14 protein-coding genes are annotated in these 15,395 nt (G+C 45.5%); 11 read left to right on the top strand and 3 right to left on the bottom strand.

Going from position 1 to position 15,395, the window contains the following annotated elements; genetic code table 11:
- The first annotated feature begins 27 nt into the window (after window positions 1-27).
- The 9 genes from C8R11_RS09055 (at window position 28) to hslU (ending at window position 8,058) form a co-directional block, all read left to right on the top strand.
- Complete coding sequence (locus tag C8R11_RS09055) at window positions 28-939, top strand: efflux RND transporter periplasmic adaptor subunit (protein WP_107795419.1); 912 nt, start codon at window positions 28-30, stop codon at window positions 937-939.
- Window positions 936-2,105, top strand: a complete 1,170-nt coding sequence (devC, locus tag C8R11_RS09050; RefSeq protein WP_244907617.1) for an ABC transporter permease DevC — start codon at window positions 936-938, stop codon at window positions 2,103-2,105. Before C8R11_RS09055 ends, devC begins: the two co-directional genes overlap by 4 nt.
- A 5-nt stretch (window positions 2,106-2,110) precedes the next feature.
- Window positions 2,111-2,785: an ATP-binding cassette domain-containing protein gene (locus C8R11_RS09045; RefSeq protein WP_107795418.1), complete on the top strand. Its 675-nt coding sequence runs from the start codon at window positions 2,111-2,113 to the stop codon at window positions 2,783-2,785.
- A gap of 223 nt (window positions 2,786-3,008) precedes the next feature.
- Window positions 3,009-3,506: a GNAT family N-acetyltransferase gene (locus C8R11_RS09040; protein WP_107795417.1), complete on the top strand. Its 498-nt coding sequence runs from the start codon at window positions 3,009-3,011 to the stop codon at window positions 3,504-3,506.
- Between the two features lie 31 nt (window positions 3,507-3,537).
- Window positions 3,538-4,365: a diaminopimelate epimerase gene (gene dapF / locus C8R11_RS09035; protein ID WP_107795416.1), complete on the top strand. Its 828-nt coding sequence runs from the start codon at window positions 3,538-3,540 to the stop codon at window positions 4,363-4,365.
- Window positions 4,366-4,418: 53 nt separating this feature from the next.
- Complete coding sequence (locus C8R11_RS09030) at window positions 4,419-5,123, top strand: DUF484 family protein (protein ID WP_107795415.1); 705 nt, start codon at window positions 4,419-4,421, stop codon at window positions 5,121-5,123.
- A complete protein-coding gene (xerC, locus tag C8R11_RS09025; protein WP_107795414.1) occupies window positions 5,107-5,997 on the top strand; it encodes a tyrosine recombinase XerC in 891 nt (296 codons plus the stop codon). The genes C8R11_RS09030 and xerC overlap by 17 nt, the downstream gene beginning before the upstream one ends.
- Before the next feature lie 140 nt (window positions 5,998-6,137).
- Entirely contained in the window at window positions 6,138-6,659 is a 522-nt protein-coding gene (gene hslV / locus C8R11_RS09020) for an ATP-dependent protease subunit HslV (RefSeq protein ID WP_107795413.1), read from the top strand.
- Between the two features lie 64 nt (window positions 6,660-6,723).
- Window positions 6,724-8,058 carry an ATP-dependent protease ATPase subunit HslU gene (hslU, locus tag C8R11_RS09015; RefSeq protein WP_090699430.1) on the top strand — a complete coding sequence of 445 codons (1,335 nt, stop codon included), beginning with the start codon at window positions 6,724-6,726 and terminating at the stop codon, window positions 8,056-8,058.
- Between the two features lie 268 nt (window positions 8,059-8,326).
- Here the strand turns inward: hslU and C8R11_RS09010 are convergent, their stop codons facing one another.
- Both C8R11_RS09010 and C8R11_RS09005 read right to left on the bottom strand, forming a co-directional pair.
- Window positions 8,327-9,976, bottom strand: coding sequence for an MFS transporter (locus C8R11_RS09010; protein ID WP_090699433.1), 1,650 nt, complete (start codon window positions 9,974-9,976; stop codon window positions 8,327-8,329).
- Window positions 9,977-10,023: 47 nt separating this feature from the next.
- Window positions 10,024-11,163, bottom strand: coding sequence for a Do family serine endopeptidase (locus C8R11_RS09005; protein ID WP_107795412.1), 1,140 nt, complete (start codon window positions 11,161-11,163; stop codon window positions 10,024-10,026).
- A gap of 371 nt (window positions 11,164-11,534) precedes the next feature.
- On the opposite strand from C8R11_RS09005, the gene C8R11_RS09000 reads away from it, so the two are divergent.
- Together C8R11_RS09000 and mltA are read left to right on the top strand one after the other, a co-directional pair.
- Entirely contained in the window at window positions 11,535-12,281 is a 747-nt protein-coding gene (locus tag C8R11_RS09000) for a Nif3-like dinuclear metal center hexameric protein (protein ID WP_107795411.1), read from the top strand.
- A 238-nt stretch (window positions 12,282-12,519) separates the two neighbouring features.
- The gene (gene mltA / locus C8R11_RS08995) at window positions 12,520-13,716 is read left to right on the top strand and encodes a murein transglycosylase A (protein WP_107795410.1); all 1,197 of its coding nucleotides are present in this window, start codon (window positions 12,520-12,522) and stop codon (window positions 13,714-13,716) included.
- Between the two features lie 39 nt (window positions 13,717-13,755).
- Here mltA and C8R11_RS08990 read toward each other — a convergent pair whose 3' ends face one another.
- The gene (locus C8R11_RS08990; protein ID WP_107795409.1) at window positions 13,756-15,087 is read right to left on the bottom strand and encodes a hypothetical protein; all 1,332 of its coding nucleotides are present in this window, start codon (window positions 15,085-15,087) and stop codon (window positions 13,756-13,758) included.
- Window positions 15,088-15,395: the final 308 nt, after the last annotated feature.

The raw sequence follows: 15,395 nt of genomic DNA, 5'->3' as shown, positions 1-15,395 counted from the left end.
CATAATCTGTGTGCAAAGAACAAAATAATGAAATATTTAAGCAGTATCATCAGAAGCTTAATTTTAATTGCGCTGCCTGTTTTCTTAGCCTTTACCGGATACGGATACGCAGACGCGGTCAATTTTACTGATAAAAACTTTGGCATAGGTGCGTTAGGCTATATTGAGCCGCGATCCCGGGTGATTCAGGTTTCGCATAATGCAGGTCCTGAAGGTGCCAGAGTGGAACAGTTATTTTTTCAGGAGTCCGATCAAGTTGAATCGGGCGCGAGATTGGCATTGTTGTCCGATTACAAAAAGCGAGAAGCGGAAGTTGCCGCCGCGAAAACCCGTATCAAAGCACTGGAAGCACAACTGGCATCTGAAAAAGTGGCGCTAACGTTTAATCAAAAGGAGCACCAGCGCTATGAATCGTTATCGCAAAAATCAATGACCACCGCTTCGCTGGCGGAAAATAAGCATCTGGCCTTCAAGCAATCACAATTGAACATCCAGCGCTTTTCGGCGGAAATTGAAAATGCCAAATCCCAACTGCTTATCGCCGAAGCGGAGCTCAGGAATACAATTATTTTTGCGCCGATCTCTGGAACTGTCTTAAAGATATTGACACGGCCCGGCGAAAGAATCAATGATCACGGGCTTCTAGAAATGGCGGATTTAACGCAACTGGATATTGTTGCCGAGATTTACGAATCAGATTTGCCTAAAATCAAAGTTGGACAGAATGCTCGTATCAACGCCATTGGTTTTGAACAGATTTATAACGCCAGAGTCAGGGAGCTAGGGTATCAGGTTAAAAAAAATGACTTAAACGATACCGATCCACTGGCTGATAGAGACAATCGTATTGTTGAAGTGCGCTTGACACTGGAATCGGATGCGGTCAATGATCTGAGACACCAGATTTTCCGTCAAGTACGCGTGCAAATCGAACCGTGAAATTCATTAATGCATGGTATTTTCCGGCACGTCTGGCCTGGCGGCAATTAATTCACGACAAACCAAAATTGACCGCCGCCATCAGTGGTGTTTTATTTGCCTGCGTACTGGTGTTTATGCAATTGGGCTTTAAGGACTCGCTGTACGCCAGCGCGGCTTCCATGCCGTTGAAGCTGAATGGTGACTTATTCCTGATACACCAGCAAAGCGAAGCTATGTGGCGCCCGACGCAGTTTAAACGCAGTGAACTCATGCGCGCACTCGGACACCCGGCTGTGGTAGAAGTAGCGCCATTGTATTTGTCGCTGACAACCTTCAAAGCGATGGACACCCAGGTTAAACGCACGCTGATCGTTTATGGCTATGATCCGGATACTGATCTGCTTGATATTGAAGCCATAAGAAAAATGAAACATGCGTTAAGGATTAAAGATAACGTTATGTTTGATGAATACTCGCGTCCTGAATTCGGTCCTGTGCGCCAAATGCTGGAAGCCGGACAGAACAGGACAGAAGTCAACGATTACAAGGTCACAATTGTAGGCATATTTCAGCTGGGCATTTCATTTGCCGCTGATGGCAATATAGTGACCAGCGATTTGAATTTCTTACGAATTTTTCCCAACAGAAGTGCCAACGACATTGATATCGGTGTAATACGGCTTCATCCAGACGCACCCATTGCGCAGGTAAAAAAAGAATTGCGCGAACAATTAAATGATTTTGTAAGAATTTATACCTATGAAGAGATTCTTGAACATGAACGGCTCTACTGGGAAAATACGGCACCCATTGGTTTTATTTTCAATTTTGGCACCGTAATGGGGCTTATCGTTGGTATGGTGATTGTATACCAGATTCTTTTCACCGAAATTACCAATTACCGTTTTGAATTTGCCACACTGAAAGCCATGGGTTATCAACATGGCTATTTTGTCCGCATGGTATTTGCTTCCGCACTTATTCTGGCTGTTTTAGGTTTCGTCCCAGGATATCTGCTTTCAAACAGTTTGTACTATCTGGCTGAATCACAGATTTTTATACCCATGCTGATGACACCCGACAAAATCATCACCGTTTTTGTTTTTATTCTGTTTATGTGCGCCGTAGCCGGCTTTCTGGCGATACACCGGCTTAAATCCGCTAACCCGGCTGATATGTTTTAAGCGTTATGGTTATTGAAGTTCACAATCTGAATTATAGTTTCGGCAGTGGTGCCTTGACACAGCCTGTTTTAAAAGGTGTCAATATCACCATTCAGAAAGGAGAGATTGTATTGATGACCGGGCCGTCCGGTTCCGGCAAAACAACATTACTGACCATTATTGGCGGTCTGCGCCAGGCTTCAAACGGAAGTGTACTGATACTTGGCCAACAGCTAGTCAATAGCACTGATCGGGATAAAGTCAAAATACGCCAGCAAACCGGGTATATTTTTCAACAGCATAATCTGCTCAAATCCCTGTCAGCTTTGCAAAATGTCTGCATGACACTGGAAATGCAATATGATCTGACAGAAAAAGAACGACAAAACCGGGCAGAAAGAATACTGACGGCCGTGGGACTTGGTGATCGCCTGCATCATTTGCCGGAAGCACTTTCCGGGGGACAGCGGCAACGCGTTTCAATTGCCAGGGCATTGGTAGGGCAACCTAAAATAATTTTAGCCGATGAACCGACTGCATCACTGGACAGGCAGAGCGGTCATGACGCCGTCGAAATCTTAAAGCAACTTGCAAAAGAATCAAATACAACCATTCTGCTGGTAACACATGACTATCGTATTCTGGATATTGCCGATCGAGTTGTGGAACTGGAAGACGGTGTAGTTAAAGCCGTGCAATAATGAAATTAAAACTAGCATACCGTTGAAAAATGTTTTGAGGCAGGCGACGCGCAAGGCAAGAACAAGTGAGCGTGTGAAGTTTATGTATAATAAATGAGTATTTTGAACTTGCTTTTAACGCTGCGATGGCAACATAGATGTTTTTCAACAGCCAGCCTGCAGTTTTTTACTTGACTTATGTATACTGAGATCGCTTTCAAGAACTCAAGCAACAAAGTGTTAAATGCCTGAAATTCTGCCGCTCACAAAACACGATACCCCAACCATTTCATCATTAGCCCGAAAAATCTGGCTGCGGCAGTATCAGAATATACTTTCAATTGAACAGATTAATTACATGCTCGCGCAGCGGTATTGTCCAATGTTGATACAGTCACAACTCGTCGATGAAAGAATCTGGTGGAAAAAACTGGTATTAGATAATACCATTATTGGATTTTCATGTTGCGTGCTAACTGCGGTTCCAGGTGAATTGAAAATAGACAAATTATATATTTGTCATGATCATCACCGTCAGGGCTACGGCAAAATGCTTATTGAAGATGCAGTCAGTACCCTGTATAACGCTGCCTGCAATAAACTGATTCTAACCGTTAACAAACAGAATTATACAGCCATCCATGCTTATCAGCGCTATGGGTTTGGGGTTGTTGGAGATAGCGTGGTCGATATTGGCGGCGGCTTCTTCATGAATGATTATTTAATGACAATGATACCCTGATTCCATTCGACTATTCAGTCTACTTTAAATAATGAAAATTAAATTCACCAAAATGCACGGGCTTGGCAACGATTTTGTCGTCATCGACTGTATCAATCAGACACTATCATTGAGCCGAAAACAATTGCGCTTTATTGCAGACCGGCACTTTGGAATTGGATGCGATCAGATTCTGATGGTAGAAAAAGCATCCGGTAATGCTGATTTTTTCTACCGTATTTTTAATGCCGACGGCGGCGAAGTTGAGCAGTGCGGAAATGGCGCACGTTGTTTCGTGCGTTATGTGCATGATCAGGGTTTAACGCTAAAGAATCCAGTCAGTGTTGAAACACTCAGCGGACTGATAACACCTACGCTACAGAAAAACGGTGAAGTAACGGTGGATATGGGTATCCCTAAGTTTGAACCCGCAGAAATACCATTCGTCGCAGACCATCGTGCACTGACCTATTCACTCGAGGTGCAGGGAAAAACTGTCCAAATAAGTGCACTATCAATGGGTAACCCACATGCGGTGCGTATTGTTGGCGATATTGACAAGGCCCCTGTTGGCAGCGAAGGCGCATTAATCGAAACACATCCTCGCTTTCCAAAACGAGTTAATGTCGGGTATATGCAGATCATCGACCGCCATAATATACAATTGCGGGTTTTTGAGCGCGGTGCCGGAGAAACGCTGGCTTGTGGCACAGGCGCCTGCGCAGCGGTGGTAGCTGGTGTCCAACAAAACCTGCTTGATACCCCGGTATCTGTCAACACCCGCGGCGGGAAATTATCGATTAGCTGGGATGGAGAAAACCAGTCTGTCTGGATGACAGGACCCGCTGTAACGGTATTTGAAGGTGAGATCAATTTATAACATAATTCATAGAAAGCTATCCTCAAACCAGTCAAATAGACCAAGGGAAAATAATGAAACCGGAAAATGTTGCGCAATATCTCGTAAGTCACCCCGATTTTTTTAATGAACATATTGATTTGTTATCAGATCTGCATATTCCACACCCGCATGACAACAGAGTGATCTCATTGCATGAACGACAGGCCATTGCATTAAGAGACAAAAATAAAATTCTGCAGGACAAGCTATTTGAATTGATCAGTTTCGGTGAAGAAAATGATGCCATCAGTGAAAAAATGCATCGCTTAACCATCACGCTGCTGACAGCATCCAATTTTGACGAATTTTTAAGCGGACTCGATTTTAGCTTGCGCGAGGATTTTTCCATCCCATATTTTGTGATGCGACTATGGGATTTGAACTGTAAAAATATGGATTACGTTGAATTTTCACCAACCAGTGAAGATATTCATGCAATTGCCGCAAGCCTGGCTCATCCGTATTGCGGCAGTCATGTCGCCGATGAAATAAGTGGTTTGTTTACCCAAGAAGCTGAGCATTTACAGTCTTTTGCCATGGTTCCGCTCAGCACTACACGCTCTATCGGTTTGTTGGTTTTTGCCAGTCCGGAGGCAAATAGATTTTATGCCGACATGGGTACGCTGCATTTAAAGCGGCTAGGCGATTTAATCGGCGCCTCAATTGCGCGCCATGAACTCATTGCGGATACAAACCACACATCCGGTCATAATACTCCTGATGAACAACAACTCTGAATTGTTGGCAGAGGCCTTCAGCGGATACCTCTCCAATGAGCGCCGCTTGTCTTCACATACTTGTAAAAGTTATGCGCATGATATTCATATCCTGTTAACACAATTGGCTTGCGCCACCCTGGAACAGGTGCAGCCACAACATATTCGTCAGGTTATTGCACAGCTGCACGGCAAGGGGTTGTCCGGCAGAAGTCTGGCCCGCATGCTCTCCGCATGGCGCAGGTTTTTTCACTATCTGATACGTGATCACCACTTTCAACATAATCCCTGCACCGGCATGCGCGTTCCCAAATCACAAAAAAAACTGCCACACGCATTGTCTCCCGATGAAACGGCACAGTTATTACGGTTTTCCGACCTGGATCTTTTGACAATTCGGGATCGCGCCATGTTTGAATTATTTTATTCGTCAGGACTCAGACTAGCAGAACTCACCCATCTTAAACCCGGGGACGTTGATTTTTTGGATGGTACCGTGCGCGTCAATGGTAAAGGGGGTAAAATGCGTATCGTACCCGTAGGAAAAGTGGCGATTGACGCGCTGCAAATATGGCTGAAACACCAGAAAAAAATTGCCAGGCCGGGTGTAACCGCATTATTTCTATCCAGGCATGGCAAAGCGATCAGCGCCAGGACAGTCAGTCATCGTTTAAAAGCACACAGCAGGCAGCAAAATATTCTCCAAAATGTGCATCCGCATGTGCTACGCCATTCTTTCGCTTCGCATATTTTGCAGTCCAGCGGAGATTTGCGTGCTGTTCAGGAAATGCTGGGGCATGCGCATATTACCTCCACGCAGGTTTATACACACCTCGATTTCCAGCATTTGGCGAAAGTTTATGACGTTGCGCACCCGCGCGCAAAAAAGAAATAAAGAATAAAAACTGACATTGCACACCCTTTTCACAAAGAGCGTTTAAGTTACCTGCATCGACCAGAATTTTCTAACAAAATAGATAACCTTTTATACGGTATAATTATTTTTTTGCAACACAATTAAAAAAACAGAATTCAATGACAACAATCGTATCAGCAAGACGTGGAAATCAAGTCGCGCTGGGTGGAGACGGCCAGGTTACTTTAGGCGCAGTCGTCGCCAAATCCAGTGCACGCAAAGTCCGCAGACTCTATCATGACAAAATACTGGCCGGCTTTGCCGGCGGCACGGCAGACGCATTTACATTATTTGAACGTTTTGAGGGCAAACTCGAAGCCCATCATGGACATTTGATGCGCTCGGCGGTTGAGCTTGCCAAGGACTGGCGAACTGATCGTATACTGCGCAGACTGGAAGCGATGCTTGTAGTCGCCAACGAAGATGCTACATTGATTATTACCGGCGCGGGCGATGTAATTGAACCCGAATTCGGTTTGGCTGCGATAGGCAGCGGTGGCTCCTATGCCCATGCCGCGGCGCGCGCGCTTCTGGAAAATACCGACTTGCCTCCCAAAGAAATTGTCAGCAAAGCACTAACCATCGCGGGCGATCTGTGCATCTATACCAACCAGGATCATGTCATAGAAACCATTGACTAAGTTTTAGCGTATCAGGTATCACAGCGCTGGTTCATACAACCCATCAATCTCAAACTATAAGATTATGTCTCAAATGACTCCTCAGGAAATTGTCCATGAGCTGGATAAACATATCATCGGACAAAACTCAGCCAAACGTGCTGTGGCCATCGCGCTTAGAAATCGTTGGCGCAGACAGCAAGTCGATGACCCGTTGCGCCAGGAAATCACTCCTAAAAATATTCTCATGATAGGACCCACCGGTGTCGGTAAAACAGAAATTGCGCGGCGACTTGCCAGGCTTGCAGACGCACCTTTTATTAAAATTGAAGCCACTAAATTTACAGAAGTGGGTTATGTCGGGCGTGACGTAGATTCGATTATTCGCGATCTGGCAGAAATGGCTATAAAACAATCACGTGAAAGAGAAACCCGAAAAAAACAACCGCATGCCGAAGACCGGGCAGAGGATCGTATACTGGATGCATTGTTGCCACCTGCCCGTAATTTCGATTCTCAAACCAGCACGACCGAACAAGATAATTCAACACGGCAAAAATTTCGTAAAAAATTAAGGGAAGGTGATTTGGATGACAAAGAAATTGACATTGAAATTGCCGCACCACGCGCAAATATGGAAATTTTTGCACCACCCGGTATGGAAGACCTGACCTCACAGATTCAAGGGATGTTCCAGAACATGACGGGTGAGAAAAAGAGAACACGCAAAATGGCTATCCGTGAAGCCAGGAAGCTGCTGATTGAGGAAGAAGCCGCTAAAATGGTAAATGACGAAGAGCTCAAATTGGAAGCGATTCAGAATGTAGAACAAAATGGCATCGTTTTTCTGGACGAAATCGATAAAATCACCAGCCGTTCAGGCAGTTCATCGGGTGGAGACGTATCCCGTCAAGGCGTGCAACGTGATTTATTACCGCTGGTTGAAGGCACTACGGTATCCACTAAATATGGCATGATTAAAACAGATCATATTCTTTTTGTCGCCAGCGGCGCATTTCATCTGACAAAGCCTTCTGATCTGATTCCAGAACTGCAGGGACGTTTTCCTATTCGTGTAGAGCTTGCCAGTCTCAGTGTCAGTGATTTCGAGCAAATTCTCACCAATACCGATGCCTGCCTCACGCGCCAATATGAAGCGTTGTTGAAAACAGAAGGCATAGATTTGCAATTTTCATCAGATGCCATCAAACGCCTTGCCGAGATCGCTTTCTCTGTCAACAACAAAACTGAGAATATAGGCGCCAGACGTTTGCACACCGTAATGGAAAGATTGCTGGAAGATATCTCGTTCGATGCACCCAAACATAGTGGACAAACCATCCAGATTGATGCGGCGTATGTAGATGAACGGCTCAAAGATCTGTCCCAGAGTGAAGATTTAGCACGGTACGTTCTGTAAAAACAGTAACAGAAAATAAAAAAAAGCATCTCTGGGAAGAGATGCTTTCAAGTACTATCACAAGGGAGGATTACAAGTTTAGATTTTTCATAAGGAAGTATTAAAAATCTACTTGATGTCTGCAATTCTACAGATAAAACCGCCATTTATTTCACCGAGTAAATGGTGAATTACCCGCTATTTAGCATTATTGAATTACCGTCAAATACTGATATCACTTAGCTCAATAAACGAGCAACCCTCCTGACTTGTATACTGCATATCGCAATCACGCATTACGAAAACGTGAATGCTTTACTATAATGATAGCCACTATCGGCAAGACCAGACCAATAATAGTCACTGTGATCAGCAACTGACCCAGTTCACCGTAATCAGCGGGTATTGTAATTTCACCTGTCACAGTATCTTTCACTTCGCGGGTAACCTCATAAAACTGGTTCAGGTATTTGGTACCCAGCTGTGAAGCGGATAGTGCCAGATTAGTAAACGACGCCATCACTGCGAAAAAGGTTGCTTTGAGCTTATCAGGCGCCGAATTGGCAATCCATGCCAGCATGGGAATCATGGCGATCTGCCCGAGCGGAGACTCCAGCGCTGTATCAATCAGAGCAATAAAGCGCGCATCCACTACCCCACCGGTTACCGAAGCCGTCCATTCGTGGAAACCAAAATACATACCGATGATCGGAAGCGACAGAAATGTGCCAGCGATAGTCAGAAATCCAATAATATAAGCGATGGAACGCTCTGCCATAAAACGCCGGAAAATAAACATACCGAAAAGCGTCAGGGTTGCACCGACCAGCGATAATACAGCAAGAAACTGCTGATCAAAGCCCAGTTCATCAATCATCCACCAGGTTGACCCGGCGCCCGGCCCCGGAATGGCACGAAATATAAATACCAGAAATGCGGTGCCAACCAGGACATTGCGTGCTTCGGGTTCCAGCTCGCCCGTTAACCGCCACATCAGGAATAACACAATGGCCATGGATATCATGAAAATAATCTCCTCTCCGCCTGGCATGCGACTCAGACCTACGGTCAAAGAGGCGACTGTAAAAACCAGTCCGCCACCCAGAATCCACCAGTTAACCGGCGGCGGTTCTACATGTATGGCCAGCAGATTCATGGCTTCCTGTCTGCTATGTCCCTGGGAGATAAATTGCTGTATTTCGCGCCGTTGCAGCCATGAAGCCAGAATCACGCCAAAAATGGAAACCGCTGGAATAATGAGTGCCAGCTGATAAACAAATAAATAAACGGCTTCTTTCTCGGCTTCTGGCAATGCAGCGGCATCACGCAGCAGAAAAACATTTGCCACTGACACCAGAATACCCCCGCCGATAATGGCTACACGCCCCAGCGTCTGCATGGTGACATGCATCAGCTTACGTTTCGCAGGGTCCAGTTTCTGTCCGTTTTCATCAACACGCGGCACAGCTTCCACTGTCATGGCGTCCGCGACGACATCCTGCAACACATATCCAATGGGTGCCAGCAAGGCCGAAATAACGAACCAGGTTTCAATAGAAGCCATGGCGGCCATGGCCTCAGTATGCCCGAGTAAGCCAATCATGATGAGCAGACTCAACATGATTAAACTGGCGCCCAAATAAACTAACAGACCTTTCCAGCGCCACATCAAATCGACCAGGTGTCCGAGAGGCATTTTGAGCGCCCAGGGAAGCATCATCCAGAACCCGAGCATCGCCAGGAATTCGGCAGAAAGCCCCAGCTTCTCTTTGACATAAAAAGTCCCGACGATACCGGTCAATCCGGAAATTCCTGCAGCCACATAAACCATAAGCGGCGGCATATAAGACAGCCGCATTTCACGTCCCAGCGATATAATATTAGCGCTGAACCATTGATTTACAACAGAAACAAAACCAGTAGCAAATGAGATTTTCATAGGTATTTATTGATAAGTTGATGTCAGTTAATTGTTTTTGTTAATCCCTACATCTGCTGGGGACGTACGCCAACCTTAATCTGCACTTCTTTTTCTTTTTTGTTACGTATAATCGTAACTGTCACAAAATCACCCGGCGAGAGTGCAGCAACCTGGTTAAGTAGTGCTGTGGAATTCGTAATCGGCTGGCCTTCAATGGCGACCATAATATCACCGGGTTTGATGCCCGCCCGTTCCGCCGGCCCGTCCTTGAGAACACCGGCAATCAAGGCGCCGGTTGCTCTGTCCAGACCAAATGAATCAGCAAGCTCCCGGGTCATATCCTGCATACTGACACCCAACCAGCCACGTGTCACGCTACCAGACTGAATAATCTGCTCCATGATTTCTTTGGCGATATGTATGGGAATTGCAAAACCGATACCCAGGGAACCACCCGAGCGCGAATAAATGGCCGTATTGATGCCAATCAAATTACCAGCGGTATCAGTCAGCGCTCCTCCCGAATTTCCCGGGTTGATTGCCGCATCCGTTTGAATGAAATCCTCAAATGTATTAATACCCACTTTGGTACGGCCCAAAGCACCAATAATACCCATCGTAACACTCTGACCGACCCCAAACGGATTACCAACTGCCAAAACGACGTCACCTACCTTGGCCAGTCCGGATTGACCGAAAGTAATAGCTGGAAGGTCTTCTAAGTCGATCTTCAAAACGGCCAAATCGGTTTCAGGATCGGAACCAATGACATTCGCGTCAACCTTACGTCCATCGGGCAGCGCGATTTCCACCTCATCAGCCGCTTCAATTACATGGTGATTGGTTAAAATATATCCATTTGGGCTGACAATAACACCGGAACCCAAATTTGACCTGCGCCGCGGTCTGGATTCAAATTGTTCGCCAAAGAAACGCTGAAAAACAGGATCGTTAAGTAACGGGTGCGTTGATTCCTTTACAGCCTTTGTGGTAAAAATATTGACTACTGAGGGCATGGCACGGCTGGCTGCTTCATAATAGCTGTCGGGCCTGGTTTCGATCAAACTGGGTGTTGTTTCCTTGATGGTCACGAGTTCTCCGCGTGGTTTCCATGGCAACAACTCGGGGCGTAATGTGGAAACAATAAAAAATATCGCCAGTAAAATAGCTACCGTTTGTGCAAAAATCAACCAAAGCCTGTACATGTATTCTTATAACTCCCAAAGATGAAAAAACTGATCAGTGTCTAATTGCAAAAACACCACATCTTATTTTAAAGATTAACCGACTGTTTTATATGTATATATTATTTAAAAATCCAGCATCGAATTAATGCAATTCAACATCAGCACTCCATCAACCTGAAAATAATCCATTCAGGTAGCTTTTCAGCGTTACTGGCAAGGCAGGTTTCGCCAACAAGAAAGAGTAACCCGTGGCAAGCGGCCAAACGCGGCCAGTCTCGCTGAAAAGTCAACCCGCCTGACATTCACAAAATGTTCCGTCATTACTCAGCTGATGGAGTGCTAGTATTGCGATATGTATTGTATAGTGCAACCATACAGGAAAAGAATCCATGTTTCGAAATGAACTTGAAAATTATCTAAATCAATTGCTGGATATCTCCCGTTTCCGGGATTATTGCCCAAATGGACTACAAGTGGAAGGTCGGGACCGCATTCACAAAATTGTGACCGGCGTTACAGCTTCGCTTGAACTGCTGGAAACAGCCATTGCATGCAAAGCAGACACAGTGCTCGTGCATCATGGTTATTTCTGGCGTGGAGAAGATGCCTGCATCACCGGCATGAAAGGTCGTCGCATTGCGATGCTTATAAAAAATGAACTCAATCTGTTTGCTTATCATCTGCCACTGGATATTCATCCGCAACTGGGCAACAACGCACAATTGGCAAAACGGCTGGAATTTTTTGAAACAGGCCGGTTTGGTGAGCAGGATATTGCTATTCGTGGGGAATTGATCAAGGCAATGCCACTGCATGCATTGGGCGCAAAAATTTCACTGTCACTGGCACGCGAACCACTCGTCGTTGGCAATTCTGATCGAACGATCAAAAAAATTGCCTGGTGCACCGGTGCTGCGCAAAGCTATTTTGATGCAGCTATAGCACAGGGGGTCGATGTTTTTATTACGGGTGAAATTTCAGAGCAGACAGTCCATGCGGCGCGCGAATCTGGCGTGGCTTTTATTGCGGCAGGTCATCACGCTACTGAGCGCTACGGCGTACAGGCGTTAGGTGAGCATCTGGCACGAGAATTCGGAATTCAGCATCAGTTTATCGACATAGACAACCCCGTCTAATTATCTGCATTCAACTTCTTCATGAAAGAAGTATAGTTGATGCATCCATGCAGGTCTTCTGTTAATCTTCTTTATTACTGTCATTTTTCTTTTTACCCGAAAACATTGTCCACCAGATGACAAAAACAAACAAACCCAGCGCCACTATTGCTTCTAGTACCAATAACCACCACATATATAAAATCCCCAGCTTGTTGTATAGTTTACGTTTTAAGAATATAACTCTAACCAATATTCAATGAAATACCAATCTTGTTTTTCGATCATTCTGTTACTGACACTGCTCGCCGCATGTTCGCGCGAAACCACTGCACCACCAGAAGCAATCGAACAATCTGCCAAACCCGAGGTTTCAGTTCAGGAAGAACCGCAGCGAATATCTATACATGTTCCAGCGCAGTGGTCTGATTTGACGGGTTGGCTGGAAGACGATTTGCGGCCAGCCTGGCAGGCTTTTCAGCAAAGCTGCCATGCACTGAAGAAACAGCCTTTATGGCAGGGAATATGTGCTGCTGCATTAGTAGAGCCTGCTGATAATGGCAACCTGAGAAATTTCTTTGAAAACAATTTCACACCTTACCAGATTATCAGCAGCGATGGCGGCAAAGAAGGATTGGTTACCGGATATTACGAACCTTTGTTGCACGGTAGCCGCCAGCCATCGGAACGCTACCGCTTCCCTCTGTATGCCGCGCCAGATGAATTGCTGGTTATCGATTTTGGAGCGCTCTACCCTGAACTGAAGGATTTACGCCTGCGCGGCCGTCTGGATGGCCGCAAAGTTGTTCCTTACTATAGCCGCGCCGAAATTATGGACAACCCGGCCATGCTGAATGGCTATGAATTGTTATGGGTAGACGATGAAGTTGAATTATTCTTTCTGCAAATTCAGGGTTCTGGAAGAATTCAGCTGGATACGGGTGAAATCGTCAAAATCGGCTTTGCCGACCAGAATGGTTATCCCTATAATTCAATCGGCCGCGTTCTGGTACAACAGGGTGAATTATCTTTGGACAAGGCTTCCATGCAGGGCATCAAACAATGGGGCCAGCAAAATCCGGATAAACTGCCAGCCCTGTTGCAGCAAAATGCGCGCTATGTATTTTTTCGTGAATTACCCAGTGACCTGACCGGCCCGATTGGAGCACTGGGCGTGCCGCTGACAGCAGGCAGGAGCATTGCAATTGATCCACGTTCGATTCCTCAGGGCGCGCCTGTTTTTCTGGCAACAACATGGCCCAATTCGAGCAAACCGCTCAACCGTCTAATGGTGGCGCAAGATACAGGTGGCGCGATCAAAGGCGGTATACGTGCCGATTTCTTCTGGGGTTATGGCCCCGAGGCGGCTAATCAGGCCGGAAAGATGAAACAGCAGGGAAAAATGTGGGTATTGATGCCGCTTGGTTACACGGCGCCGCAACTTGCTCAGCAATAAGTGACGATTCTTCATTCCTAAGTTGATGAAGTACCAGATTCAATTATCAGTCAGTGTCGTATCGTGCGCAAACTTATCCTGATTGAATTGCTCCGGTTTTTTCCGGGGCAAATGCTTAGGCAGCTTTAGCCTGGCCAGTTTCAGAAGTGGCCCGCCATGTAAAACAATCGCATCTTTCAGCGTTGCGCCGTTACCTTCCTTGATACTGAGATATAATTGCAGATAATCATTCTGCTCGGTATTTTCATACCCATCCGGTGGCGCACCAGGATTATACAAACCAAATGAGAGTGACATATTGGCGGTCAGAAAAACCAAATCGTCTGAAAGTTGTGCCTTGACATATTCCACATGTTTAGGATCAACATATACAACTACCTGCTGCTCCAGCGTTAATTCAATTTCATCTTTGCGGTGACCGGCAAAAGATAATTCAACCTCCATCAATTCATCATCTTCCACCATTTCGTCGGCATCGGCGGCTTTATTGTTGTTTTGATGATTGGGGACAACCTCCGAAATAACGTCATTCATGAAATTTCCCTGTTGCTGCTCAGCACCTCTCAAGGCTGCGATTTGTTCGTCAACCGTGTCACCCGAATCATAAATTTCATGAATTGCCATTATCGACTTTTGGCCCGTACCCGGTATATCGATGTCATCGTCCAGGAAACCGAGAATGGGATCATAATCAAGCTCGACTTCCAGTGGATAAGGCACATTATCATTCGTATTGACAGCGCCCGTCATAAATAAAGTCACAACAATTCGTCGGTTGGTGTAAGGATCCAGCTGCATACCGAGCGGCACAGGGCTTACGATAATATGTCCGGTACTTTTTAAGTTTACATCCAGTGTGGCAAGCCACCTGTCTTCAAAAGGAACGATCGAAGCATCCAGATTATTGGAAAGCCAGTCCGGAACCAAATCAAAGAATTTCAGAACGCCCGTCGCCCTGATTTCCTGTCGGTTTTCCTCATCCACTTCATCGCCTTCAAGAATCTCTGTTTCAAAAAAAGCGTGGTCTTCATCGTCAATCGGCACATCGACATCAGGCGTCCGACTTTCGCCGGTTCCTAACGCCCTTCCCACCATCTGGGATACTGCCTCAATATTGAAAACATCATTCAGGATTTTAGGGATGCTGCCATTTTCCGGAATCGGGACACATAAAATAGTAGATTTACTATGAACGTCAGCCCTGACCTGCTCAAGCCGCTTATAAAAATACTCATTCAGATATAGCGACTCCGCGGAAAATCCATGACTTTCAGATCCGGCAAGGCAATGTCCGATTTCGTGTTTCTGATAAATCGCACGCGCTTCAATTCTTCGAGAAAAGTATTCGTTTAGTGAATCTATATCGCTCATAATAAAAAAACATACCAGCCAGATTGCAGGCAGATACTGAAGTTACTAATATTCATGTCGTTACAGAATGTTTGAATGATCCGGTCAGAAAACCCTCTGGACCATTAAGATATCATTATGCGTGTATCCCTGTAAATTGCACCATTTACCTCTGTCATCCAACGATGATCAATAATTTATCGTACAATTTATTTACTGTTTTGTTTTCGTAAGTGTGATTACCAAGGGAAACTGTCGGTCTAATTACCGAGCGACTTTGTCATAATCACTTTAGCAAGTCGTGCCTCATTCCACAATTACTTTTTTAT

The organism is Nitrosomonas aestuarii (genome assembly GCF_003046585.1).
GTDB lineage: Bacteria > Pseudomonadota > Gammaproteobacteria > Burkholderiales > Nitrosomonadaceae > Nitrosomonas > Nitrosomonas aestuarii.
This window is presented reverse-complemented; position numbering and strand designations above follow the sequence as displayed.

What these genes read in the sequence shown, in the direction of transcription:
- xerC (WP_107795414.1), top strand. Translation starts at nt 5,107, where the DNA reads ATGAACAACAACTCTGAATTGTTGGCAGAGGCCTTCAGCGGATACCTC.
- hslV (WP_107795413.1), top strand. Translation starts at nt 6,138, where the DNA reads ATGACAACAATCGTATCAGCAAGACGTGGAAATCAAGTCGCGCTGGGT.
- mltA (WP_107795410.1), top strand. Translation starts at nt 12,520, where the DNA reads ATGAAATACCAATCTTGTTTTTCGATCATTCTGTTACTGACACTGCTC.
- C8R11_RS08990 (WP_107795409.1), bottom strand. Translation starts at nt 15,087, where the DNA reads ATGAGCGATATAGATTCACTAAACGAATACTTTTCTCGAAGAATTGAA.
- C8R11_RS09055 (WP_107795419.1), top strand. Translation starts at nt 28, where the DNA reads ATGAAATATTTAAGCAGTATCATCAGAAGCTTAATTTTAATTGCGCTG.
- C8R11_RS09005 (WP_107795412.1), bottom strand. Translation starts at nt 11,163, where the DNA reads ATGTACAGGCTTTGGTTGATTTTTGCACAAACGGTAGCTATTTTACTG.
- C8R11_RS09030 (WP_107795415.1), top strand. Translation starts at nt 4,419, where the DNA reads ATGAAACCGGAAAATGTTGCGCAATATCTCGTAAGTCACCCCGATTTT.
- hslU (WP_090699430.1), top strand. Translation starts at nt 6,724, where the DNA reads ATGTCTCAAATGACTCCTCAGGAAATTGTCCATGAGCTGGATAAACAT.
- C8R11_RS09000 (WP_107795411.1), top strand. Translation starts at nt 11,535, where the DNA reads ATGTTTCGAAATGAACTTGAAAATTATCTAAATCAATTGCTGGATATC.
- C8R11_RS09010 (WP_090699433.1), bottom strand. Translation starts at nt 9,976, where the DNA reads ATGAAAATCTCATTTGCTACTGGTTTTGTTTCTGTTGTAAATCAATGG.
- dapF (WP_107795416.1), top strand. Translation starts at nt 3,538, where the DNA reads ATGAAAATTAAATTCACCAAAATGCACGGGCTTGGCAACGATTTTGTC.
- C8R11_RS09040 (WP_107795417.1), top strand. Translation starts at nt 3,009, where the DNA reads ATGCCTGAAATTCTGCCGCTCACAAAACACGATACCCCAACCATTTCA.
- C8R11_RS09045 (WP_107795418.1), top strand. Translation starts at nt 2,111, where the DNA reads ATGGTTATTGAAGTTCACAATCTGAATTATAGTTTCGGCAGTGGTGCC.